Genomic DNA, 16,176 nt, shown 5'->3' with positions numbered 1-16,176 from the left:
GCACGATAGGTGTATTTTTCGCACAAGCTGCCGTTTTTGAAGCATACTTTGCAGGTTTGCCGCTTGACCGGGCAAATTTTGTTGTGATTTTGTACAAGTACAACCGCGCCTTCTTTGTGCAAATTGCGGCATAGCAAAAAGACCTTCCCCTGTGGGGGAAGGTTGACGCCGCTACAGGGGTGAGCATGGCAGCCGCCGCAAGGCTCCCGGGTCGATGACGAGCATCGATTCCTACATTGTAGGGGCGGATTCCATATCCGCCCGCGGGTAGTTTCCGCTGCCGCGATCCTTGCTACTTCTGCGGCAGCAAAATCCGCACCGTGAACCACTCATTCTCCCAGTGCAGGGTCAGCGTGCCGCCGTGGGCCTCGGCGGCAGCGCGGACGCTCTTTAAATCGTAGCCGCCGTGGCTGCTGCGGGCGGGCAGGCCGTCGGGGCCAAGCTCCACGGGGTCAGCGCAGTAGTTTTCAAACCGCAGCATCACAAAGCCGTTCTGCGCGTAGATGGCGGCCCGGATCAGCCGCTTCTCGGGGTCCGGCTCGGTCAGCACACTCTCGGTGGCGTTGTCCAGCACCGTGCCCACAATCGTGCAGATCTCCCCTGTCGTCAGAAAATGCAGCAGCGTACCGTCCGCCACACAGGTCAGATTGATGCCGTGCTGCTGGCAGTAGAGCGTTTTCGCCGTCAGCAGCGTGTCCAGCACAGGGTTGCCGGTCTTGTTCTCGGCCTCGTACTGACGGATGCCGCTCTCCATCTCGGCCAGCGCGGCGTCCTGCTTGGCCTGGTCGCGCTCGGCACGGATGGCCGCGATCTGCATTTTCAGCTCATGATAGCGGCGGTTAATAAGGCGGATGTTCTCCTTGCTCTGCCTATACTGCTCATACTGGCGGCGCAGGACATTGTCCATGGCCGTCAGCTCGCTGTGCAGTGCGGCCTCGCGCAGCTGCTCATGCTGGACCGTCAGGATCAGCACGCCCGCCATATCCACCAGCGTGCGGATGTAGAAAATGCTCATCACGCTCATCGTGACACCGTTGTCGGAGATAAAGCTCAGATTGCTGACCGCAAACGCCGTGACCGCCATGACGACAGCCATCAGCGTCGCCGCCGCGGTAATGGTAAGCCGCGTGGGCGCAGCGTGGCGGCGCTCAAGCCAATACAAAAAGCCGTAGACTGCCGTGTAGACCGCCGCCAGCAGCAGTACCGAAAGCGGTGCTGTCGCCCGCTGCTGCGGCCAGAGTACGCAGTGGAGCTGCCACTCCACGCTGGCGGCCAGCTCCGCCAAAATGAACGCGCGGGCGCAGCTGTAACCGGCTTCCAGTAAATTCATCTCCCGCGTGCCCCACAGATACAGGTACAGCCACGCGATGGCCGCGACCATGCAGGGCAGCCACCACGCCAGCGGCACACTGCCGGTAAGCTGCAAAAACACGCCCAGCACCGCGGCCCACCCCGCCGTGGCAGCATAGGTCACAGGCTTTGCAGCGCGGGGCGGCGCGGCCTGCGCGTAGACCAGCACGGCAAGAACCTCTGCCAGCGCCGTGTACAGCCGCGGGATGTCCGGCAGCGTCATCATGCGCCCTCACCCCCGATGTAATCCGCCAGCGCAGCCAGAAACGCCCTGCGCTTGGGGCGGCTGATCTGCAGCTCATGCGGGCCGACCTGCACCGTGTTCTGCTGCACGCCCGACACCTGCGCGAGATTCACAAGATAGCCGCTGTTACACCGCGCAAACAGACGGCCCGTCAGCTTTTCCTCCAGCGCCTTCAGTGCGCCGGGTGCGGAGAAGTCGCCGTCCTCGGTGTAAAAATGGACGCGGTGGCCCTCACTCTCGATATAATAAATCGTAGCAGCGTCCAATCGGCGCATACCGCCGTCCACCGGCACAGCCAGATAATGCCGCGTCCGCTTGGCCAGCTGGTTCACAGCCTTTTGCAGCTGCTGCGAGAACGCAAAGTACGGCACAGGCTTGAGCACGTAGTCCAACGCACCGACGGCGTACCCCTTGATGGCATACTGCGCCATGTTCGTAATAAAAATCAGCAGCACATCGCTATCCAGCTCGCGGATACGGCGGGCAGTCTCCATACCGTCCAGATGCTGCATCTCTACGTCAAGAAAAATTATGTCGTAGACCGGGCGGTAGTCCTCAAGGATTTCGACGCCGTCGGTGAACATTGTCACCTCAAACTGGGTGCCATACTGCCGCGTGTAGCGCTGCACATACCCCGCCAGCTGCTCCCGGACGGCGGCCTCATCCTCTACGATTGCAATGCGGGTCATCCGCAGTGCCTCCCCTTCTGTTTTTTCTTTAGTATAGCATATTGCCGCGGTGCATGGCAACAAGAATGACCCTCCCGAGCCGTTTGCGGCTGTTGTTGCATCTCCGGGATGGATGAATTTCTCTCCTACTCTCCTACAAAACAAAAAGAGCCGTTGACTCGGTCAGAAGTCAGCGGCAAAACGAAAGCACTCACACAAAGCGGCAATCATTATGAAAAAAGCCTTACGTTTCCGTAAGGCTTTTTTTGGTGCACCAAAATAACCCAAAAACGAACTTATGGGTATATGCGCACCGTGTCATTATAACTGCTACACTATAACAACGGTTCTGTTGTTCCTGCATAAATTATAAAATCAATCCAAAGTCCCAGTAAAGAGACTTTTGCGGCATATCCTCGCTTTGCTTGCGGTATTCCACAGTCCTCTTGACTGGGGCTTTTCCTTGCTTTTTTCCGCTGATCGCGGAACAACCCGCAACTCCTTATCCCGGTCGGGATACAGAATTTTATTTTGATAATGCGAAAGCGAGGAAAACACCATGAAGGAAACCATCAAAACCAGCCGCACCGCAGGATACCTTGAGAAAATTTTCCGCGCTTTGAACGCGAAGTATTTCAACGGCGAGTTGGAAGAACCCATCATCACGATTCAAAGCACGCCCAGAGCCTACGGACACGTCACCGTAGCCAAAGCATGGCAGAGAGGCGATACAACCCGCCACGAGCTTAACATCGGCGCAGGAACGCTTGCACGCCCAATAGAAAACGTGGTGGCGTCTACCCTCCATGAGTGCGTCCATCTCTGGAACATCCAAAACGGCATACAAGATTGCAGCCGAGGCGGGCAATACCACAATAAAAAGTTCAAGTATGCTGCCGAAGCCCGCGATCTGAAAATCAGTTACGACTCGCGCATCGGTTGGAGCATTACAGAGCCTACCGAAGCGCTGTGTGAATTTATTTTAGAACAGGGCTGGGAAGATATACGAATGAACCGCATTGAATGGAGCTACACCACCAAAGGCAAAGGCGCGGGAAGCTCAACCGGCAGCCCTGCAGGAGCAAGTCCCAACAGCCACAGCATAAAATATATGTGCCCCTGTTGCAAAAACAGTGTGCGGGCTACAAAGGTGGTCAATATCAAATGCGCGGATTGTGATGTACTGATGGTTGCACAGCAATAAAGAAAACCGGGAGCGAAATGCCCCCGGTTTTTTGTGCCAAAATTCGGGCCGCAAGCGGCCTGTGGTTTGTTTTGATTTGTTTACATCAAAATTCCGACCATGCTTTTGTGTACAAGCTCTGCTTGCGCATCCGTCCATTTGTCGTAGATGGTCTGCCCGTTATTCAGCTTCAGTCCTGCGTCCTTGTACTGCCAGCAAGATACCGGAGCGCCATTCTCAAACTTGATGACAGCCGGAACATAAATTGTTTTTACTCCTGTATCCAAGCTGTTACCGCCCGCATCTTTGATTGTTTTGGGAACCGTGTACTCCGACAAAACATGCAGCAGACTGTCATAGGCTGCTGTTCCGTGCTGCGTTTCAACGATGTCGGATTCTGCCGAATACCCGAATTGATAGTTGTATTTTTTGAGATTGCAATAAAGGACTTTCTCGATTCCGTTTTCTTTGAGAACATCTATCAACACAGGCACTGTATTCCGGCAATATGGACAGGTTGGATAGCCAAAATAAACATAGCCTGTATAACCGCTTTCAATATCTGACAGAATTTCTTCATCCGTCTGAACGATAAACGGGTTGTCTGTTTTGATATCCAATGATAGATATATGTTTCCGTCTTTGTCGGTGGTTCCGTTTTGTGAATCATATTCGTAAGCAAAGCAATATCCGATTGACGAACGCCATAGCAATGCCATCGTCATCAAGAGAATACATGCTGCATAGCCGATATGCAGCATCGTTTTCTTTTTTATAGCGATCATTCCTTTCTCTGCTTGCTTTGCCTTTTTGATGTCAACTGTTCAAAACAGAACCGTCCCCATTATCTAGCGAGGCTGCGACTAACCACACAAGTGGTTAGTCGCAATTTCCTTCGCAACCACCATCCAAACTACCATTGGAACTGTATAGTGATAGGTAACAATTCTACGAATAACGCGCGATGCAACGACATTTAGTATTTTCATTCTTGACCATGGCATTATGTGGACGGGGCAAGCCATGGGTTACCCCATCCCCGATAATGCCACCAGAACTGGTAAAATATAAATATCGTCTGACATCTCTCTGTGCCAGATGTTATTCGTACCGCATGGTCGTTGTCGGCTATGCGGTTTTCTTTGTTTTCCCCCACTCCGCACCGTGCATGCGACTTTCATCGCACACGGCGCTCCCTCGGTGACTTATCACCGACTTGAGGCCATTGCTCCGACACTCATTACAAGTGCCATCATAACTTCGACCTCTACTTTTCTGCACCGATTCAACTGCTTATTGTTCTTCGTCAGTTTACATCTATTGATGTTCGATACATTTCCCCGTTCCAACAATCCTATCCGTCACATATACCTTTAGGTGCCTGCTATGGGACCGATGACCTTTTTGGCAGCCTTTCGTACGCAAGTCCTTACTTGGCTGCATCATCGACATGCATCGCTGCATGGACTGTATCCCTTTATTTCGCAGGTTCGTCAGACCGAAACGGTCATACTCACCATGGGTACGGACCACCGGCATATCAGTTGGCTTCATGAGTCAACCTTCTGCCGACTTCACCGAGCTTCACACGACTTGACTTTCGTCATATATCGCATGTCGGAGTTTATGGTAGATATCCCTATCTATCGGATTGTCAGTTCTCCCGCAATTTCTTGCGGTGCGTAATCTTTTCAATTACGAACGAGTCGCACCCTGCGTCCAGTCAGTACCGGAACCCTGTGTTCCGTTCGGGTCGTGAGGAATCTCACCGTAACTTCCGACTCCCATTCCCCCACCGGAGCTACCACCGCTCGGCTGAGAAGGTTCAGCCGGAGCAGGTGCAGGGTCGGGAGCCGGTGCCGGTGCCGGAGCCGGAGCCGGTGCCGGTGCAGGCACATAAGTGGGCGTGGAAGCGGAAGGAGCGGACGGTGCAGTGTAACTCGGCGTGGTTGCTGCACCTGCGGAACTGGTAGTTCCGCTATAGTTGGTTGCAGGCTTAGCTGCAGCCTTATTTACCGTGAGCGCATAATCAGCACTCACATCCCCATCAGACTCGCTGGTTGCCGTAATCGTGGCATTCCCAGTGTCCTTGGCGGTCACATTGCCTTCCGCATCTACAGTAGCAATGGACTCATCGCTGCTCTTCCAAGTAACGGCCTTGTCCGTAGCATCCTCCGGGAACACGGTTGCTTTGATGGTGTGCGTGTTGCCAACGGTCAGAACGCCTTCATTGGAATCCAGCGTAATGGACTCGATTGCCTTACCGACGGTGACCTTGGTCTCGGCCTTAGCGTTTTCGGGAACGACCAGCATCTCGCTGTCCACACCGGCGTCCTCTGCCGTAGCAGTGGTGTCTGCCACGATGGTAGTGGTGATGGTGCATTCACCAACGCCTACTGCGGTGACATTACCGGACTCATCCACGGTCGCTACCGACTCATCGCTGCTCAAGTAAGCAAGCTTGACATCGGTGGCGTCCTCGGGAGTCATCTTAGCACCCAGCGCCTTGGTAGCCTCACCGTTGAGTTCCAGACTCAGAGTTTCGGGGGCTTCTACTCCGGTGGGGAGAATCACGACCTTGATATGGGTCGTGGAAGAAATATTGGCATCTGCAACAGATACTGTGATATCAGCCTCACCGGCACCGACTGCAGTGACCAGACCAGTTTCATCAACCGTGGCAACCTCTTCGTCGGAGGAGGACCAGGTGAGATTCAGTTTGGATGCTGCCTCGGCAATCTTTTCCTGCTCGGCCTTGTCGTCGGTGCCATACTCGATATTGAGCTGCTGGGTCTCACCCTTTTCCAGCACAATGTCGGTGGGCAGCCCCACTGAGGTGATATCGACGCCGCAGCCAACCAGACTGACGGCCATCGCGACTGCCATAATCAGGCACGCGATACGGGTAAATGTCCCGGGTGATTGGATTTTTGAAAATTTCATAAGGCTTCTTCTCCTTTCGCCGTCGATCTATTGAGGATCGACGGCTTTTGATTTTTCCGCATTATGTGGACGGGGCAAGCCAAGGGTTCCCCCGTCCCCGATAATGCCTCATAAGCAGAGTATAGCACAGCCGCCGACGAAAGTCCATATATAGTCTGCATTGGAGTGTCAATAATGGTACTCTAATATAAGACTATATATGGACGGTGATGAACTTGTACACGCAAAAAGCTACGGCAAAGCGCATCCAACAACTATGCGCTGAGCATGGCTACAACATCAACAGCCTTGCGCGTGCTGCAGGAGTGCCACCGACAACAGTCAAAAACATTGTTCACGGTACCAGTCGGAACCCCGGTATCGTTACCATTAAACGCCTATGCGATGGATTGGGGATTTCCTTATATGATTTCTTCGATTGTGATGATTTCAGAACAAACGAACCAGAAGAAACAGAGTAAGAGAGCGGCAGGGATTAACCTTACCGCTCTTTTTTTGATGTTAACTTATCAATAGCGAGAGCGAGGATTCAAATAATCCTCCTCGGCCATATCCATTTTAATCGCATCATAGATTCCGGCCTCAACATCGGCGGACAGCCCCATGCTCTCGGCATTGCCATACTCCCCGGCCTCGGTCTTGCTCAACAGCAGCCGTCTATCCTCGGTCAGACAAAAGTACCAGTCATCACCATAAACGGAAACTACTCCAATACGGTAGTGGTCATAATTTCTTGCCGCTGTAACCGTTACATTGTCCATGTTGTGTGTACTCCTTTACATTATAATATAAGCCTCTTGATTCTGCCCTTTTCTATCCCTGTCAGGCGGGCAAGCTGACTAAATCCAATGCTTTCCTCATCAATCAGGCGTTGGAACACTTGTGCTTGCTTTTCTTCCGGCAACCGCTGCAGCTGCGCAGCGGGCATCCCGGTAAGTATCGTGATGATATGGTTAATCTCCGCGTCACTGACTTTACTTTTTGAATTGTCAACATCAAGTATGCCGCGGGTGTTGATTTCTGTTTTTGTATGCCACTGCAGGAGTTCGTCATGTGTTTTAATCTGCATGGCATATTCTGTGTGCACCTTGCAGATGCAAGTGCTGCGTGTTGCAAAGTAGTCGCGGTAGCTGCTCCAAGGGTAGTCGGCCATTGTATCGGTAATGCCAGCGGCCACCGGGTTATTATGGATGTAGCGCAGTACGCGCAAAAAATATCCTACCGTTGTGACCGGTTGACTCTTGTAGCGATCCTGAAACAGTGTACCTATCCGCTCATACTTGCGGTTATAATATGCTGCATAACGGATGCACAGGCTTTTCATCCCGGCTTCCAGCGGCTCAATGCCGGTTTTGGATGTGCGTATCAACAGATGTGCATGGTTGCCCATCAGGCAATACGCCAAGATTTGAAATTCATCGGTTTGCGTGAATTCAAGGAAATGAAGAAATTGTATATTGTCCGCGTCATCATTGAATATCTGCATTTTATTGATGCCGCGAATCATCACATGGTAGATGCCGCTTGCCGACATCCTGCGTGGTCTACGAGGCATTGCTATCACCTGCCTGCCGAATATACAACAGATTTTGAATGATAGCGGAAGCATCCCCGCGTGTTGTCTTTTTGGTGTTGATTTTGTAATCAGGTGCAAGTTTTTTGATAAGCGTTACCTGCTCGCGCGTGATTGGCTGGTTGTCCCAGCGCTTGCGCTCTGACTTGCACCAGATATATTTTGCGTTGGCGTGTTTCTGCCGGAGATCCTGATACACCCAGTCAAAAATGAACTGCAGAGGCATCGGGCTTTTGGCAGATTTCTTGTTTTTGTACAGAAAAACCGTTCCATCTGTCAATGGCTTGCTGATTTTGTAGGTCACACCCGGAATCGGCAGCAAATAGCCGCCAGTTGTAAGCGGTATCCATGCAACATCGTGCATATCAGCTCCCATGCCAACATCCATTACATCCACCTCGCGTTCTTTTTTTATCCATGTATCAGGGATTTTTTCAGCGGGCAATACCTCAATCTGTTCTTCACTGTCCGCCATTTGTTCCTGCTTTGCTTTTTGCGGTTGGGGTTCTTTAGGTTCATCCCCGATCAATGTTGCTGCCGTGCAGATTGGATAGTCGCTGATTCCCACGCAGTCTATCACATTGCAGCACGGTTTGCCCGGATAAGGCCGAAGCCCGCGCCCTACAATCTGTGCGTATAAGCCTACATTGGTCGGTGCAATTGGCCGTGCTATGATAATTGTTTCCGTTGCGGGCAAATCTGTGCCCTCAGTAAAAATGGAGTAGTTAACAAGCACCTTGATAAGACCAAGCGTATATGCCTCAAGCAGTCTGTCCCGGTCTGGTGTGGCAGCCGTTACCGCAGCTGCAATCTTGCTGTTGCTTTGTTTGTTAATAAGATGCGTTATGTCGCGCACTTCATCAAGACTCGCCGCAAAAATAATCGTCGGGCCTTTTGCGTATTTGTTGTATGCTTCCACAACGCCTGCCGCCGTACCGGACATTACACGGGCAACTGCTGTCTGGTCGTAGTCGTTGGTGTCCTCACGGATTTTAACCTTGCCCATGTCGTATTTCAGGTTAACCTGACGGCACTTAATCGGCGCAAGGTAGTTGTTTTTTATTGCCCACAGCACATCCTTATCATAGATGATATCCTCAAAAACGCAGCCAAGACCAACGCCATCTCCCCTATGCGGGGTTGCAGAAAAGCCAAAAATCTGCGCGTTTTGAAAATAATCCAGTATCCGGCGATATGTAGGTGCTGCTGCATGGTGTGCTTCATCCACGATGATTGTATCAATCTCGCGCGGATTGTATTTGTCAAGGCGGCTTACAAGCGACTGCACCGAGGCACTAATAATCGGCTCATGGTTTGCACGCTTATCGGCAAGCTCGACACCGCAAGTAAGGTCTTGTAAGTAGGTTAATGGTTGGTGTACCAGTTCCTCCCGGTGGGAAAGAATCAGGCAATGATGGTCGTTTTCGTTGACTTCCCAGCGGAGAAACTCCGTGAAAATCCGTGTCTTACCCAGCCCTGTTGCCAGCACCAGAAGCGCAGCACGCCCCTCATAGTGTTGCATACGAGCAAGCGCTTCTTGCTGGTAGTCGCGCAAAGGCGGCACGGGCGAGCCTTTGTTATTCGTTATCATTTTATCACCCCCATATAAACGGATCATCTGTACGCAGTTTGAAAACTGTTGTTTTGTAAAAAAGGCTCTCTTGCACAGTCATGAGCAAACAGCCAGAGCCCGGCTGGTAGCCATCCGCTGTAGCAATATGCCACACTGTGTGCTCTCCGCCGCTGCCGATCATAAGAATGCATTTGCCCCCATCACTATTGCGGTACTGATAGACCTTTTCCTCTCGCCATACACCGGCACCATCAATGTCCTCACGAGAGATAGTGTAAACAAGCGCCAAGCCATCCGTATTCTTACTCAGTTCCTGCGCCTCTGCAACCATTTTGGGGGTCATATTCTCGCGGATGACCTGCAGAAATATATCTGCAGATGCATACCCCACCGCCGAAAGAGTTTTGGATTTACTGCTCATTTTTGTCTTCTCCTTTTGTTTTGTTCTTTTCTTCAAGTTCCTGCATAGTCATTTGATGATACAAATTTTCACCGTTCATCAAAAATTCCCACGCCGGAGATTTTTTATCGGGCAGATTGCGCAGCATGGTGTCCTCGAAGTAATACCCCTGCAAAATCTCGCCGTTACTCGTCAAAAAGCGTCCCGGCGTATCACTGGGAATCAGCTTTGCAGCATCAGCGTTATCCAGCGCCAACATAGATAGATTTGCGTCAGATTTGCCAACCAGCCGAATCGTCAGATTGTTGCGCAGTTCGCCAGAAAGCACCTCTGCAGACGGGCGCTGCAAACTGATAAGAAAAGAGAATCCGACAAAACGTCCTGTACAGGCCAGCTCATTGATTGCTTCGACAATTTCCTGCCTTGCTGCCTTTTTAGCCTTATTTTGCGTCCTTGTGTCCAGTGCAATCGCAGCCTCATCAATCAACAGCATCACCCGGCGCAGCTTATTATCCGGGTAACGCTCGTTGTAGTCATCGATGTTGCGGCAATCGTGTTCTGCCAGCCAATCGCGGCGATCATGTAAGCGCTCGATCAGGCGCTGCATAACCCACAGCAGATTTTCGTCGTCGTGCACGATATATGTGCCCTTGCTGCCCCAGATGCCGCCGTACTCCACATACTTATAGTCGGCCACAATCAGGATGTAGTCACGATATAATGCCTGTGCTGCAATGCCTTTGGTTTCCATCGTTTTACCGCCGCCTGTTGCACTTGCCGTCAGGATGCCGGGGTCATTTTGGATATCCGCATACACTGTGCCGGTCACGGCCTCGCCCAGCGCAAATTTGGTCGACCTATCCGGGATAATGCTGGGCGACCAGTCAATCCGCGTAGGTAATGCATCGTTGGCAACGGTATGCACCGTGTAGGTGTATGGCTCTGCGCCCTCTTTGATTTCTACAACATAGACACCAAGCGATGCCGCAATCGTTGGCGATAGGTCTTTCCATCGTTCCAGCGGCAATCCCTTGATTTTGAACGTTAACAGACAATTTTCCTGCTCTCCGTCAATGCGTTTTCTCTCAACAAGCAGTGGCGCTTCACCGGCCGAATTGACAATGCCGCCGCGTAAAAGATCTTGGTACATCTGTTTTGCCCCGGTCACACTGCCTATGCGGTAGCATACAACGACCAATGCGATTGCTGCCACAGCAAGCATCTCAACGCTTTGCAGCACAGTCATCAGATGGCCGATGCTGCCCATTGACTCGGTTGCCCGCATATCCTGCACACTGTATGCCAGCCAAGCCATAACAAGCATTGCAACAATCCACAGCGGATTGGCCTTGACCGTATGCGCAATGCCTTTTGCCCCATTGACGGTCGTACCAATGTAATAATGCAGCATCGTGTTGTGCTGCAGTTCGTTTTTAGTTGCGTTCATATTCTTTTTCTCCCGTATTTATACAAGTAAGCATCCGCTTCTGCTCCCGTCAGCGGCACAACATAGTCATCGTCCGATGTTTCCACCCGCAGGAAATATCTGCCATCGCAGTTTTTGTATACAGATTGCACATACTGACGTGCGCCATCTGCAAACAGGTCAAGTATGTGTGTGACATCTGCCAGCCGCTCTGCGGTATCGGTATCATATACAATACCATTCAGTGTTGCTTTCATAGAATTTCCCTTTCGTCATTTAAACAAAGATTTCTGCTCATCTTGGATTACATAATCCGAGGGTAGTCCCTCCGGCTTGTACTCTATGCCCAATGAGCGGCAAAAATCCTTCAAATCGTCCTCGCTGTCATCGGTCACATCCGCATACATTGCTGCCACTGGATTAGGCCCGGAGCCAATCAGTGCATACTCCTGTGTTGCGGCACGGTATGCATAGATATCCATCGTATGGCGAGTCAGATGTATCAACTTTTTACAGCGTCGCTTAAGCTGTGCTATTGGCTCTTTGTTATCAGCAACGGCAGCGTAAAAATCGTCGATGGTAAGCACGCTTGTTATGATAATAAGCGATACCTCCAGCCAACGGTCATGATACCTTGCCGATACAGAGGACGCCGAGTTGTTGTCCAGCATTTTGAGTACATCGGACAGTGGCATAATCCCGGGACGAAAATCGTCCAGTATCAATGCATCCTGCCCGTTATAGTCCTGCACCGGGTCGCGGCTACTGCCGGATAGGCAATAGCTTAACCCTTTATCCTCGCATAGCTTTTTCGCAAGCGTTGTTTTGCCAGAGCCCGCATCACCCTCAATGTAGATGACGCTTATCTTGCGGTTGGTCTTATTTTTCAACGAGTTTTCGCGATACTCAAAAGCCCTTTCGTACTCAGTTTTGTTATCGATGTAGTTATCCATCGACACATAATCCGTCAAATTGTAGCGGCGAATTTTTCCTGCCTTGATACCCTCAATCGCTTTCTGAAATGATTTATTGGCCTCTTGTGCCTTTTCGCTTTTGGCCCGCTCTGCTATCCAGTCGTAGCCAGCTTTTGCGACAACTTGATCATCGCTGTACTGGTGCTTTTCCGGAGCATTGCGGTGCGTCAGATATAGCAGAGCGCCGCCTATATCTGCACGATAGGAGCGCCCTGCTTTGATTTTCTGCTTGATTGGTGATACATATTGCTGCGGCACACCAATAATATTGCCGATGGTGCTGGTGTTCAATGACTCATTGAGTCCGAGCACAAGATGGATATGTGGTGCAACTGGCTTACCATCCTCATCCACATCACTGTCATGAGGAATGTACGCCCATTTTTCCACGTTGGGGTGATTGTCCAGCTTATGTTCCATCTCTTGGCGCCAGTTGTCTGGATAGCCCGGCAGATACTGTATCTGCTGCACAATTTCACATTTGCGGAGATTTATATTTCACATCCCCTCTCTCGATAGCCTTACCACAAACCTACCACAATATAGCCTGTTGACACCCCATCAGGACAAGCCCTCCTGATGGGGTAAAATCCCATTGGTTAGGGCTTTTTCCAGCCTATGCGATTGATTTGTGAGTGCTACCACAATCGGTGTGGTGTTGCCTCAATCGTCCATGGGACGGATGCTGGCAATCTTACCATAGCGGTTGTAATAGACATTGACATCCTTGCCGCACAGCTCCGGCAGAGAGATGCCCTCGCGGTCAATCTTGCTCTGCGTCAGATACTGGCGTTCAGCTTCCATACCGCCGCCACGGCGAGGATCAATCTCATTGCCGAGATAAATCATGTAACCCTTGATTTCCTCACCCTTGCCATTGTCCGGGCGAAAATTAGCCTCGCGATAACCAATCAGTTTCATAGTTGTTCTCCTTTTCATTATGCGGTTTTTGCCGCTGTTTCGTTTTCGGCGGCGCTCTCTGTGGACTCTGCCCGCAGTGCTTCCATTACGCTGGAGTAGATGCATGCCGCAAACAATCTGTTTTGCTCATGCGAGTACACCACTGCATCATCCATTCGCTCGCCGCCCTTCTTGTAGACTTGTTTTTGTTATTTATTTTTTGTCTACACTTATATTATACCAAGAAAGGAGCAATATTGCAGCGCCCACATTTTAGCGCTATTTTTATGTTTTATTTTGTGTCCACCTATTGATTATAAAAAGCCTCTATTATATAATGTATATAGAGCGATTATGTGCCAACTATGCTGGGAGTGATATAAATATGATTTTGCAATCTAACGGCCTGCACATTACCTTAATTGCAGACGATATGCACCCACTGGATACCACTATTGATGCGATTTTTACGGAAATCTGTACGGCATACCAAGACCAGATGCCTATACTTGCAGCTACGATTAAGCAGGTACTGAAAAAAAATCCTGTAGCCAATACGGTATCTGCATCCCTCCCGGGTACTGTAACTGGCGAACTACTCGTTGCGGATTCTATCAATGTACTTGACACCTTTTCGGATTTAGGTGACAAAATCAGATATCTTGCATCTTGCTACAAGTCAGACCTGACAATGCGTCACTCTTCCTGTCAAGAAAATTTTAAAAAAATTTTGGGCAGCCTTTCTTTTATAAAGTTTTTCCCGGAACTGAAAGAACTCTCAGAAGACGATTACCAATACTTTCTATCTTTTGTAGACGATATTTTTTACACCTACTGGGTATTACAACTTCATAGAGCCTTTGAGATTCCGGTCAAATATGAAGAAATTCCTTATCTGCATGGTAGCCCCAAAAGCAATCAAGGTGTTGCAAAATTCAAAAATCTGCTTATTACTAACCTTTCTGATTTTGGCACAAGACAGTTCGCATTTAGCTTTTCACCAATTGATCTTTCTTTTCAATACGAAATAAACTATTTTGACGATTTTATCTATCTACTCCTTGTACTGTACTTAAAAAATGCAGACAAAAGCAATCTTTTGATTTGCCCGGTTTGCGGAAAATTCACAACAAGAAGCAGAAAAGATGCCATCTGCTGCTGCAGCGAACACGCAACGCAGTTCAAAAAATTACGTGATACCATTCTATTAGGCGACAAAGACACCTTATTAAGAGTATGGACACGTGCCCGAAAACGCAACAATAAAATGGCCAATGAATACGATTGGCCAACTGCTTATGATAACTGGTATAGCAACGCAAGAGCAATTTATGCAACCGCCAAAACAGCCACTTGGAAGCCAGCTGTCCTTGACCAAAAATTAAACGAGCTCTGGGAAAATCAAACGAAAGGATTGCCCAAAAAATGAATGTCGTTATATATGCACGCTACTCCTATCAAGGCCAACGAGAAACATCCATTGAGGGGCAATTAGAAGTTTGCCGTCGTTATGCCGAACAAAACAATCTGCAAATTATTAACGAATACATTGACCGTGCTATCAGCGGCCGCACCGATCAACGGCCGTCGTTCCAGCGGATGATTGCCGACAGCGCTAAGCGAACCTTTTCCGGCGTTCTTGTGTACCAGCTTGACCGTTTTGCTCGTGATCGGTATGACAGTGCAATATACAAGGAGCGCTTAAAGCGTAACGGTGTGAAAGTCATCTCCGCTATGGAGCCAATATCGGACGATGCCAGCGGCGTGTTGATGGAAGCCGTACTAGAAGGTATGGCAGAATATTACAGCCGAGAATTAGCTCAAAAAATCCGTCGCGGTCAAAAAATCTGTATCGAAAACGGTACAACGCTCGGCGGTCAAACTCCACTCGGTTATAAAATCGTAGACAAAAAATATGTTATCAATGAGGATACTGCCCCCATTGTGCGCAGAATCTACGCGATGTACGCTGCAAATGCTACAATGGCCGATATCATCCGTTATCTTAACCAACAGGGTATTAAGACACAAAAGGGAAACGAATACAACAAAAACAGCATCCGGCGCATCTTAACCAACCGCAAATATATCGGCATTGCCCACTACCACGGTCAAGATTATCGCGGCATTGTTCCCGCAATCATAGACGATGAGCTTTTTGAACAGGCACAAATAATGATGCAGAAAAACAAAAAGGCCCCGGCTCGCGCCAAGGCTACAGACGAACAGTATATCCTAACAACCAAGTTATATTGCGGCGAGTGCCGTGCCCCTATGACGGGTATTAGCGGGTACTCTCACACAGGTGTTCCCTATCAATATTATTCTTGTGTCAACGCCCGAAAGAAAGGGAATGTTTGCCACAAAAGTAACGTGCGAAAAGATTTGATTGAAAACGCTGTTGTTAAAGTAATTCGCAGTACGATGAACGATACCACCATTGCTGACATTGCCAAAGAAATTGTTGCGCAGGATAAAAAATCGAATTCATCTTCCAATCTTGCTGCACTACAAAAAAGATTAAAAGAAGTGAAAAAAGCGCAGGAAAACTTGCTTCATGCCATAGAGCAAGGACAAGCTATCGAGGTGCTCACCGCGCAGCTTGCCAAGCGCCAAGCAGAGGAACAGCAGATTGAAGCCAGTATTGCACACGAAAAGCTGCAAAGTGGCAAAAGCGTCACCATAGAAGATGTAATTAACTACCTGACACGCATCCGCAATGGCAGCGAAGATAATATCCTATACCGCCAAAGCCTTGTTAATATCTATGTTGACTCAATATATTTATATGATACGCCAGACGGCAAAAACAAAAAAATCTCCGTCCTGCTTAAAACGCAAAACGGAGTAAAAGAAATTCCCATAGACGATCTCGAAAGTTCGTCTATGGGACAGATGGTGCACCATCGGGGACTCGAACCCAGGACCCACTGATTAAGAGT

General features: G+C 49.7%; 17 protein-coding genes. 4 read left to right on the top strand and 13 right to left on the bottom strand.

What is annotated here, in order from left to right; all coding sequences use genetic code 11:
• Window positions 1-292: 292 nt before the first annotated feature.
• Window positions 293-1,576, bottom strand: a complete 1,284-nt coding sequence (locus B5D32_RS04705) for an ATP-binding protein (protein WP_078783952.1) — start codon at window positions 1,574-1,576, stop codon at window positions 293-295.
• Entirely contained in the window at window positions 1,573-2,283 is a 711-nt protein-coding gene (locus tag B5D32_RS04700; protein ID WP_078783951.1) for a LytR/AlgR family response regulator transcription factor, read from the bottom strand. The genes B5D32_RS04705 and B5D32_RS04700 overlap by 4 nt, the downstream gene beginning before the upstream one ends.
• A 538-nt stretch (window positions 2,284-2,821) precedes the next feature.
• Here B5D32_RS04700 and B5D32_RS04695 point away from each other — a divergent pair.
• The gene (locus B5D32_RS04695) at window positions 2,822-3,466 is read left to right on the top strand and encodes a SprT-like family protein (RefSeq protein ID WP_078783950.1); all 645 of its coding nucleotides are present in this window, start codon (window positions 2,822-2,824) and stop codon (window positions 3,464-3,466) included.
• Between the two features lie 80 nt (window positions 3,467-3,546).
• On the opposite strand, the gene B5D32_RS04690 is transcribed toward B5D32_RS04695, so the two are convergent.
• Together B5D32_RS04690 and B5D32_RS04685 are read right to left on the bottom strand one after the other, a co-directional pair.
• Complete coding sequence (locus B5D32_RS04690) at window positions 3,547-4,230, bottom strand: DUF6568 family protein (protein WP_078783949.1); 684 nt, start codon at window positions 4,228-4,230, stop codon at window positions 3,547-3,549.
• A 910-nt stretch (window positions 4,231-5,140) separates the two neighbouring features.
• The gene (locus tag B5D32_RS04685) at window positions 5,141-6,388 is read right to left on the bottom strand and encodes an Ig-like domain-containing protein (protein WP_078783948.1); all 1,248 of its coding nucleotides are present in this window, start codon (window positions 6,386-6,388) and stop codon (window positions 5,141-5,143) included.
• A gap of 209 nt (window positions 6,389-6,597) precedes the next feature.
• Here B5D32_RS04685 and B5D32_RS04680 point away from each other — a divergent pair, with 209 nt between their 5' ends.
• Entirely contained in the window at window positions 6,598-6,849 is a 252-nt protein-coding gene (locus B5D32_RS04680; RefSeq protein WP_078783947.1) for a helix-turn-helix domain-containing protein, read from the top strand.
• 48 nt (window positions 6,850-6,897) lie between these two features.
• Here B5D32_RS04680 and B5D32_RS04675 read toward each other — a convergent pair whose 3' ends face one another.
• The 9 genes from B5D32_RS04675 to B5D32_RS15180 all read right to left on the bottom strand — a co-directional run bounded on the left by B5D32_RS04675 (window position 6,898) and on the right by B5D32_RS15180 (window position 13,410).
• A complete protein-coding gene (locus B5D32_RS04675; protein ID WP_078783946.1) occupies window positions 6,898-7,149 on the bottom strand; it encodes a hypothetical protein in 252 nt (83 codons plus the stop codon).
• A gap of 20 nt (window positions 7,150-7,169) precedes the next feature.
• Complete coding sequence (locus B5D32_RS04670; protein ID WP_159446984.1) at window positions 7,170-7,895, bottom strand: transposase; 726 nt, start codon at window positions 7,893-7,895, stop codon at window positions 7,170-7,172.
• A gap of 37 nt (window positions 7,896-7,932) precedes the next feature.
• Window positions 7,933-9,552 (bottom strand): DEAD/DEAH box helicase, encoded by a 1,620-nt coding sequence (locus B5D32_RS04665; protein WP_159446983.1) that lies wholly within the window; start codon window positions 9,550-9,552, stop codon window positions 7,933-7,935.
• A 4-nt stretch (window positions 9,553-9,556) separates the two neighbouring features.
• Window positions 9,557-9,955 (bottom strand): hypothetical protein, encoded by a 399-nt coding sequence (locus tag B5D32_RS04660; RefSeq protein WP_078783943.1) that lies wholly within the window; start codon window positions 9,953-9,955, stop codon window positions 9,557-9,559.
• Window positions 9,945-11,381 carry a hypothetical protein gene (locus B5D32_RS04655; RefSeq protein WP_078783942.1) on the bottom strand — a complete coding sequence of 479 codons (1,437 nt, stop codon included), beginning with the start codon at window positions 11,379-11,381 and terminating at the stop codon, window positions 9,945-9,947. The genes B5D32_RS04660 and B5D32_RS04655 overlap by 11 nt, the downstream gene beginning before the upstream one ends.
• Window positions 11,378-11,617, bottom strand: coding sequence for a hypothetical protein (locus B5D32_RS04650; RefSeq protein ID WP_078783941.1), 240 nt, complete (start codon window positions 11,615-11,617; stop codon window positions 11,378-11,380). Before B5D32_RS04650 ends, B5D32_RS04655 begins: the two co-directional genes overlap by 4 nt.
• A gap of 15 nt (window positions 11,618-11,632) precedes the next feature.
• The gene (locus B5D32_RS04645) at window positions 11,633-12,805 is read right to left on the bottom strand and encodes a Rep family protein (RefSeq protein ID WP_078783940.1); all 1,173 of its coding nucleotides are present in this window, start codon (window positions 12,803-12,805) and stop codon (window positions 11,633-11,635) included.
• 192 nt (window positions 12,806-12,997) lie between these two features.
• Window positions 12,998-13,255 carry a hypothetical protein gene (locus B5D32_RS04640; RefSeq protein WP_078783939.1) on the bottom strand — a complete coding sequence of 86 codons (258 nt, stop codon included), beginning with the start codon at window positions 13,253-13,255 and terminating at the stop codon, window positions 12,998-13,000.
• A gap of 17 nt (window positions 13,256-13,272) precedes the next feature.
• On the bottom strand, window positions 13,273-13,410 hold the full coding sequence (locus B5D32_RS15180) for a hypothetical protein (RefSeq protein ID WP_159446982.1): 138 nt from the start codon (window positions 13,408-13,410) through the stop codon (window positions 13,273-13,275).
• A 209-nt stretch (window positions 13,411-13,619) separates the two neighbouring features.
• Between B5D32_RS15180 and B5D32_RS04635 the strand changes: the two genes are divergently transcribed.
• Together B5D32_RS04635 and B5D32_RS04630 are read left to right on the top strand one after the other, a co-directional pair.
• Window positions 13,620-14,663, top strand: a complete 1,044-nt coding sequence (locus B5D32_RS04635; RefSeq protein WP_078783938.1) for a hypothetical protein — start codon at window positions 13,620-13,622, stop codon at window positions 14,661-14,663.
• Window positions 14,660-16,168 carry a recombinase family protein gene (locus B5D32_RS04630; RefSeq protein WP_078783937.1) on the top strand — a complete coding sequence of 503 codons (1,509 nt, stop codon included), beginning with the start codon at window positions 14,660-14,662 and terminating at the stop codon, window positions 16,166-16,168. The genes B5D32_RS04635 and B5D32_RS04630 overlap by 4 nt, the downstream gene beginning before the upstream one ends.
• The last annotated feature ends 8 nt before the right edge of the window (window positions 16,169-16,176 follow it).

The organism is Gemmiger formicilis (assembly GCF_900167555.1).
GTDB lineage: Bacteria > Bacillota > Clostridia > Oscillospirales > Ruminococcaceae > Gemmiger > Gemmiger formicilis.
The sequence above is the reverse complement of the archived record's forward strand: the minus strand, read 5'-3'. Positions and strand labels throughout refer to the sequence as shown.

Bases quoted from the DNA above. Each gene is read 5' to 3' on its own strand.
- B5D32_RS04640 (WP_078783939.1), bottom strand. From the start codon at position 13,255: ATGAAACTGATTGGTTATCGCGAGGCTAATTTTCGCCCGGACAATGGC.
- B5D32_RS04670 (WP_159446984.1), bottom strand. From the start codon at position 7,895: ATGATTCGCGGCATCAATAAAATGCAGATATTCAATGATGACGCGGAC.
- B5D32_RS04700 (WP_078783951.1), bottom strand. From the start codon at position 2,283: ATGACCCGCATTGCAATCGTAGAGGATGAGGCCGCCGTCCGGGAGCAG.
- B5D32_RS04705 (WP_078783952.1), bottom strand. From the start codon at position 1,576: ATGATGACGCTGCCGGACATCCCGCGGCTGTACACGGCGCTGGCAGAG.
- B5D32_RS04655 (WP_078783942.1), bottom strand. From the start codon at position 11,381: ATGAACGCAACTAAAAACGAACTGCAGCACAACACGATGCTGCATTAT.
- B5D32_RS04685 (WP_078783948.1), bottom strand. From the start codon at position 6,388: ATGAAATTTTCAAAAATCCAATCACCCGGGACATTTACCCGTATCGCG.
- B5D32_RS04650 (WP_078783941.1), bottom strand. From the start codon at position 11,617: ATGAAAGCAACACTGAATGGTATTGTATATGATACCGATACCGCAGAG.
- B5D32_RS04695 (WP_078783950.1), top strand. From the start codon at position 2,822: ATGAAGGAAACCATCAAAACCAGCCGCACCGCAGGATACCTTGAGAAA.
- B5D32_RS04635 (WP_078783938.1), top strand. From the start codon at position 13,620: ATGATTTTGCAATCTAACGGCCTGCACATTACCTTAATTGCAGACGAT.
- B5D32_RS04680 (WP_078783947.1), top strand. From the start codon at position 6,598: ATGAACTTGTACACGCAAAAAGCTACGGCAAAGCGCATCCAACAACTA.
- B5D32_RS04665 (WP_159446983.1), bottom strand. From the start codon at position 9,552: ATGATAACGAATAACAAAGGCTCGCCCGTGCCGCCTTTGCGCGACTAC.
- B5D32_RS04690 (WP_078783949.1), bottom strand. From the start codon at position 4,230: ATGATCGCTATAAAAAAGAAAACGATGCTGCATATCGGCTATGCAGCA.
- B5D32_RS04630 (WP_078783937.1), top strand. From the start codon at position 14,660: ATGAATGTCGTTATATATGCACGCTACTCCTATCAAGGCCAACGAGAA.
- B5D32_RS04675 (WP_078783946.1), bottom strand. From the start codon at position 7,149: ATGGACAATGTAACGGTTACAGCGGCAAGAAATTATGACCACTACCGT.
- B5D32_RS15180 (WP_159446982.1), bottom strand. From the start codon at position 13,410: ATGGATGATGCAGTGGTGTACTCGCATGAGCAAAACAGATTGTTTGCG.
- B5D32_RS04660 (WP_078783943.1), bottom strand. From the start codon at position 9,955: ATGAGCAGTAAATCCAAAACTCTTTCGGCGGTGGGGTATGCATCTGCA.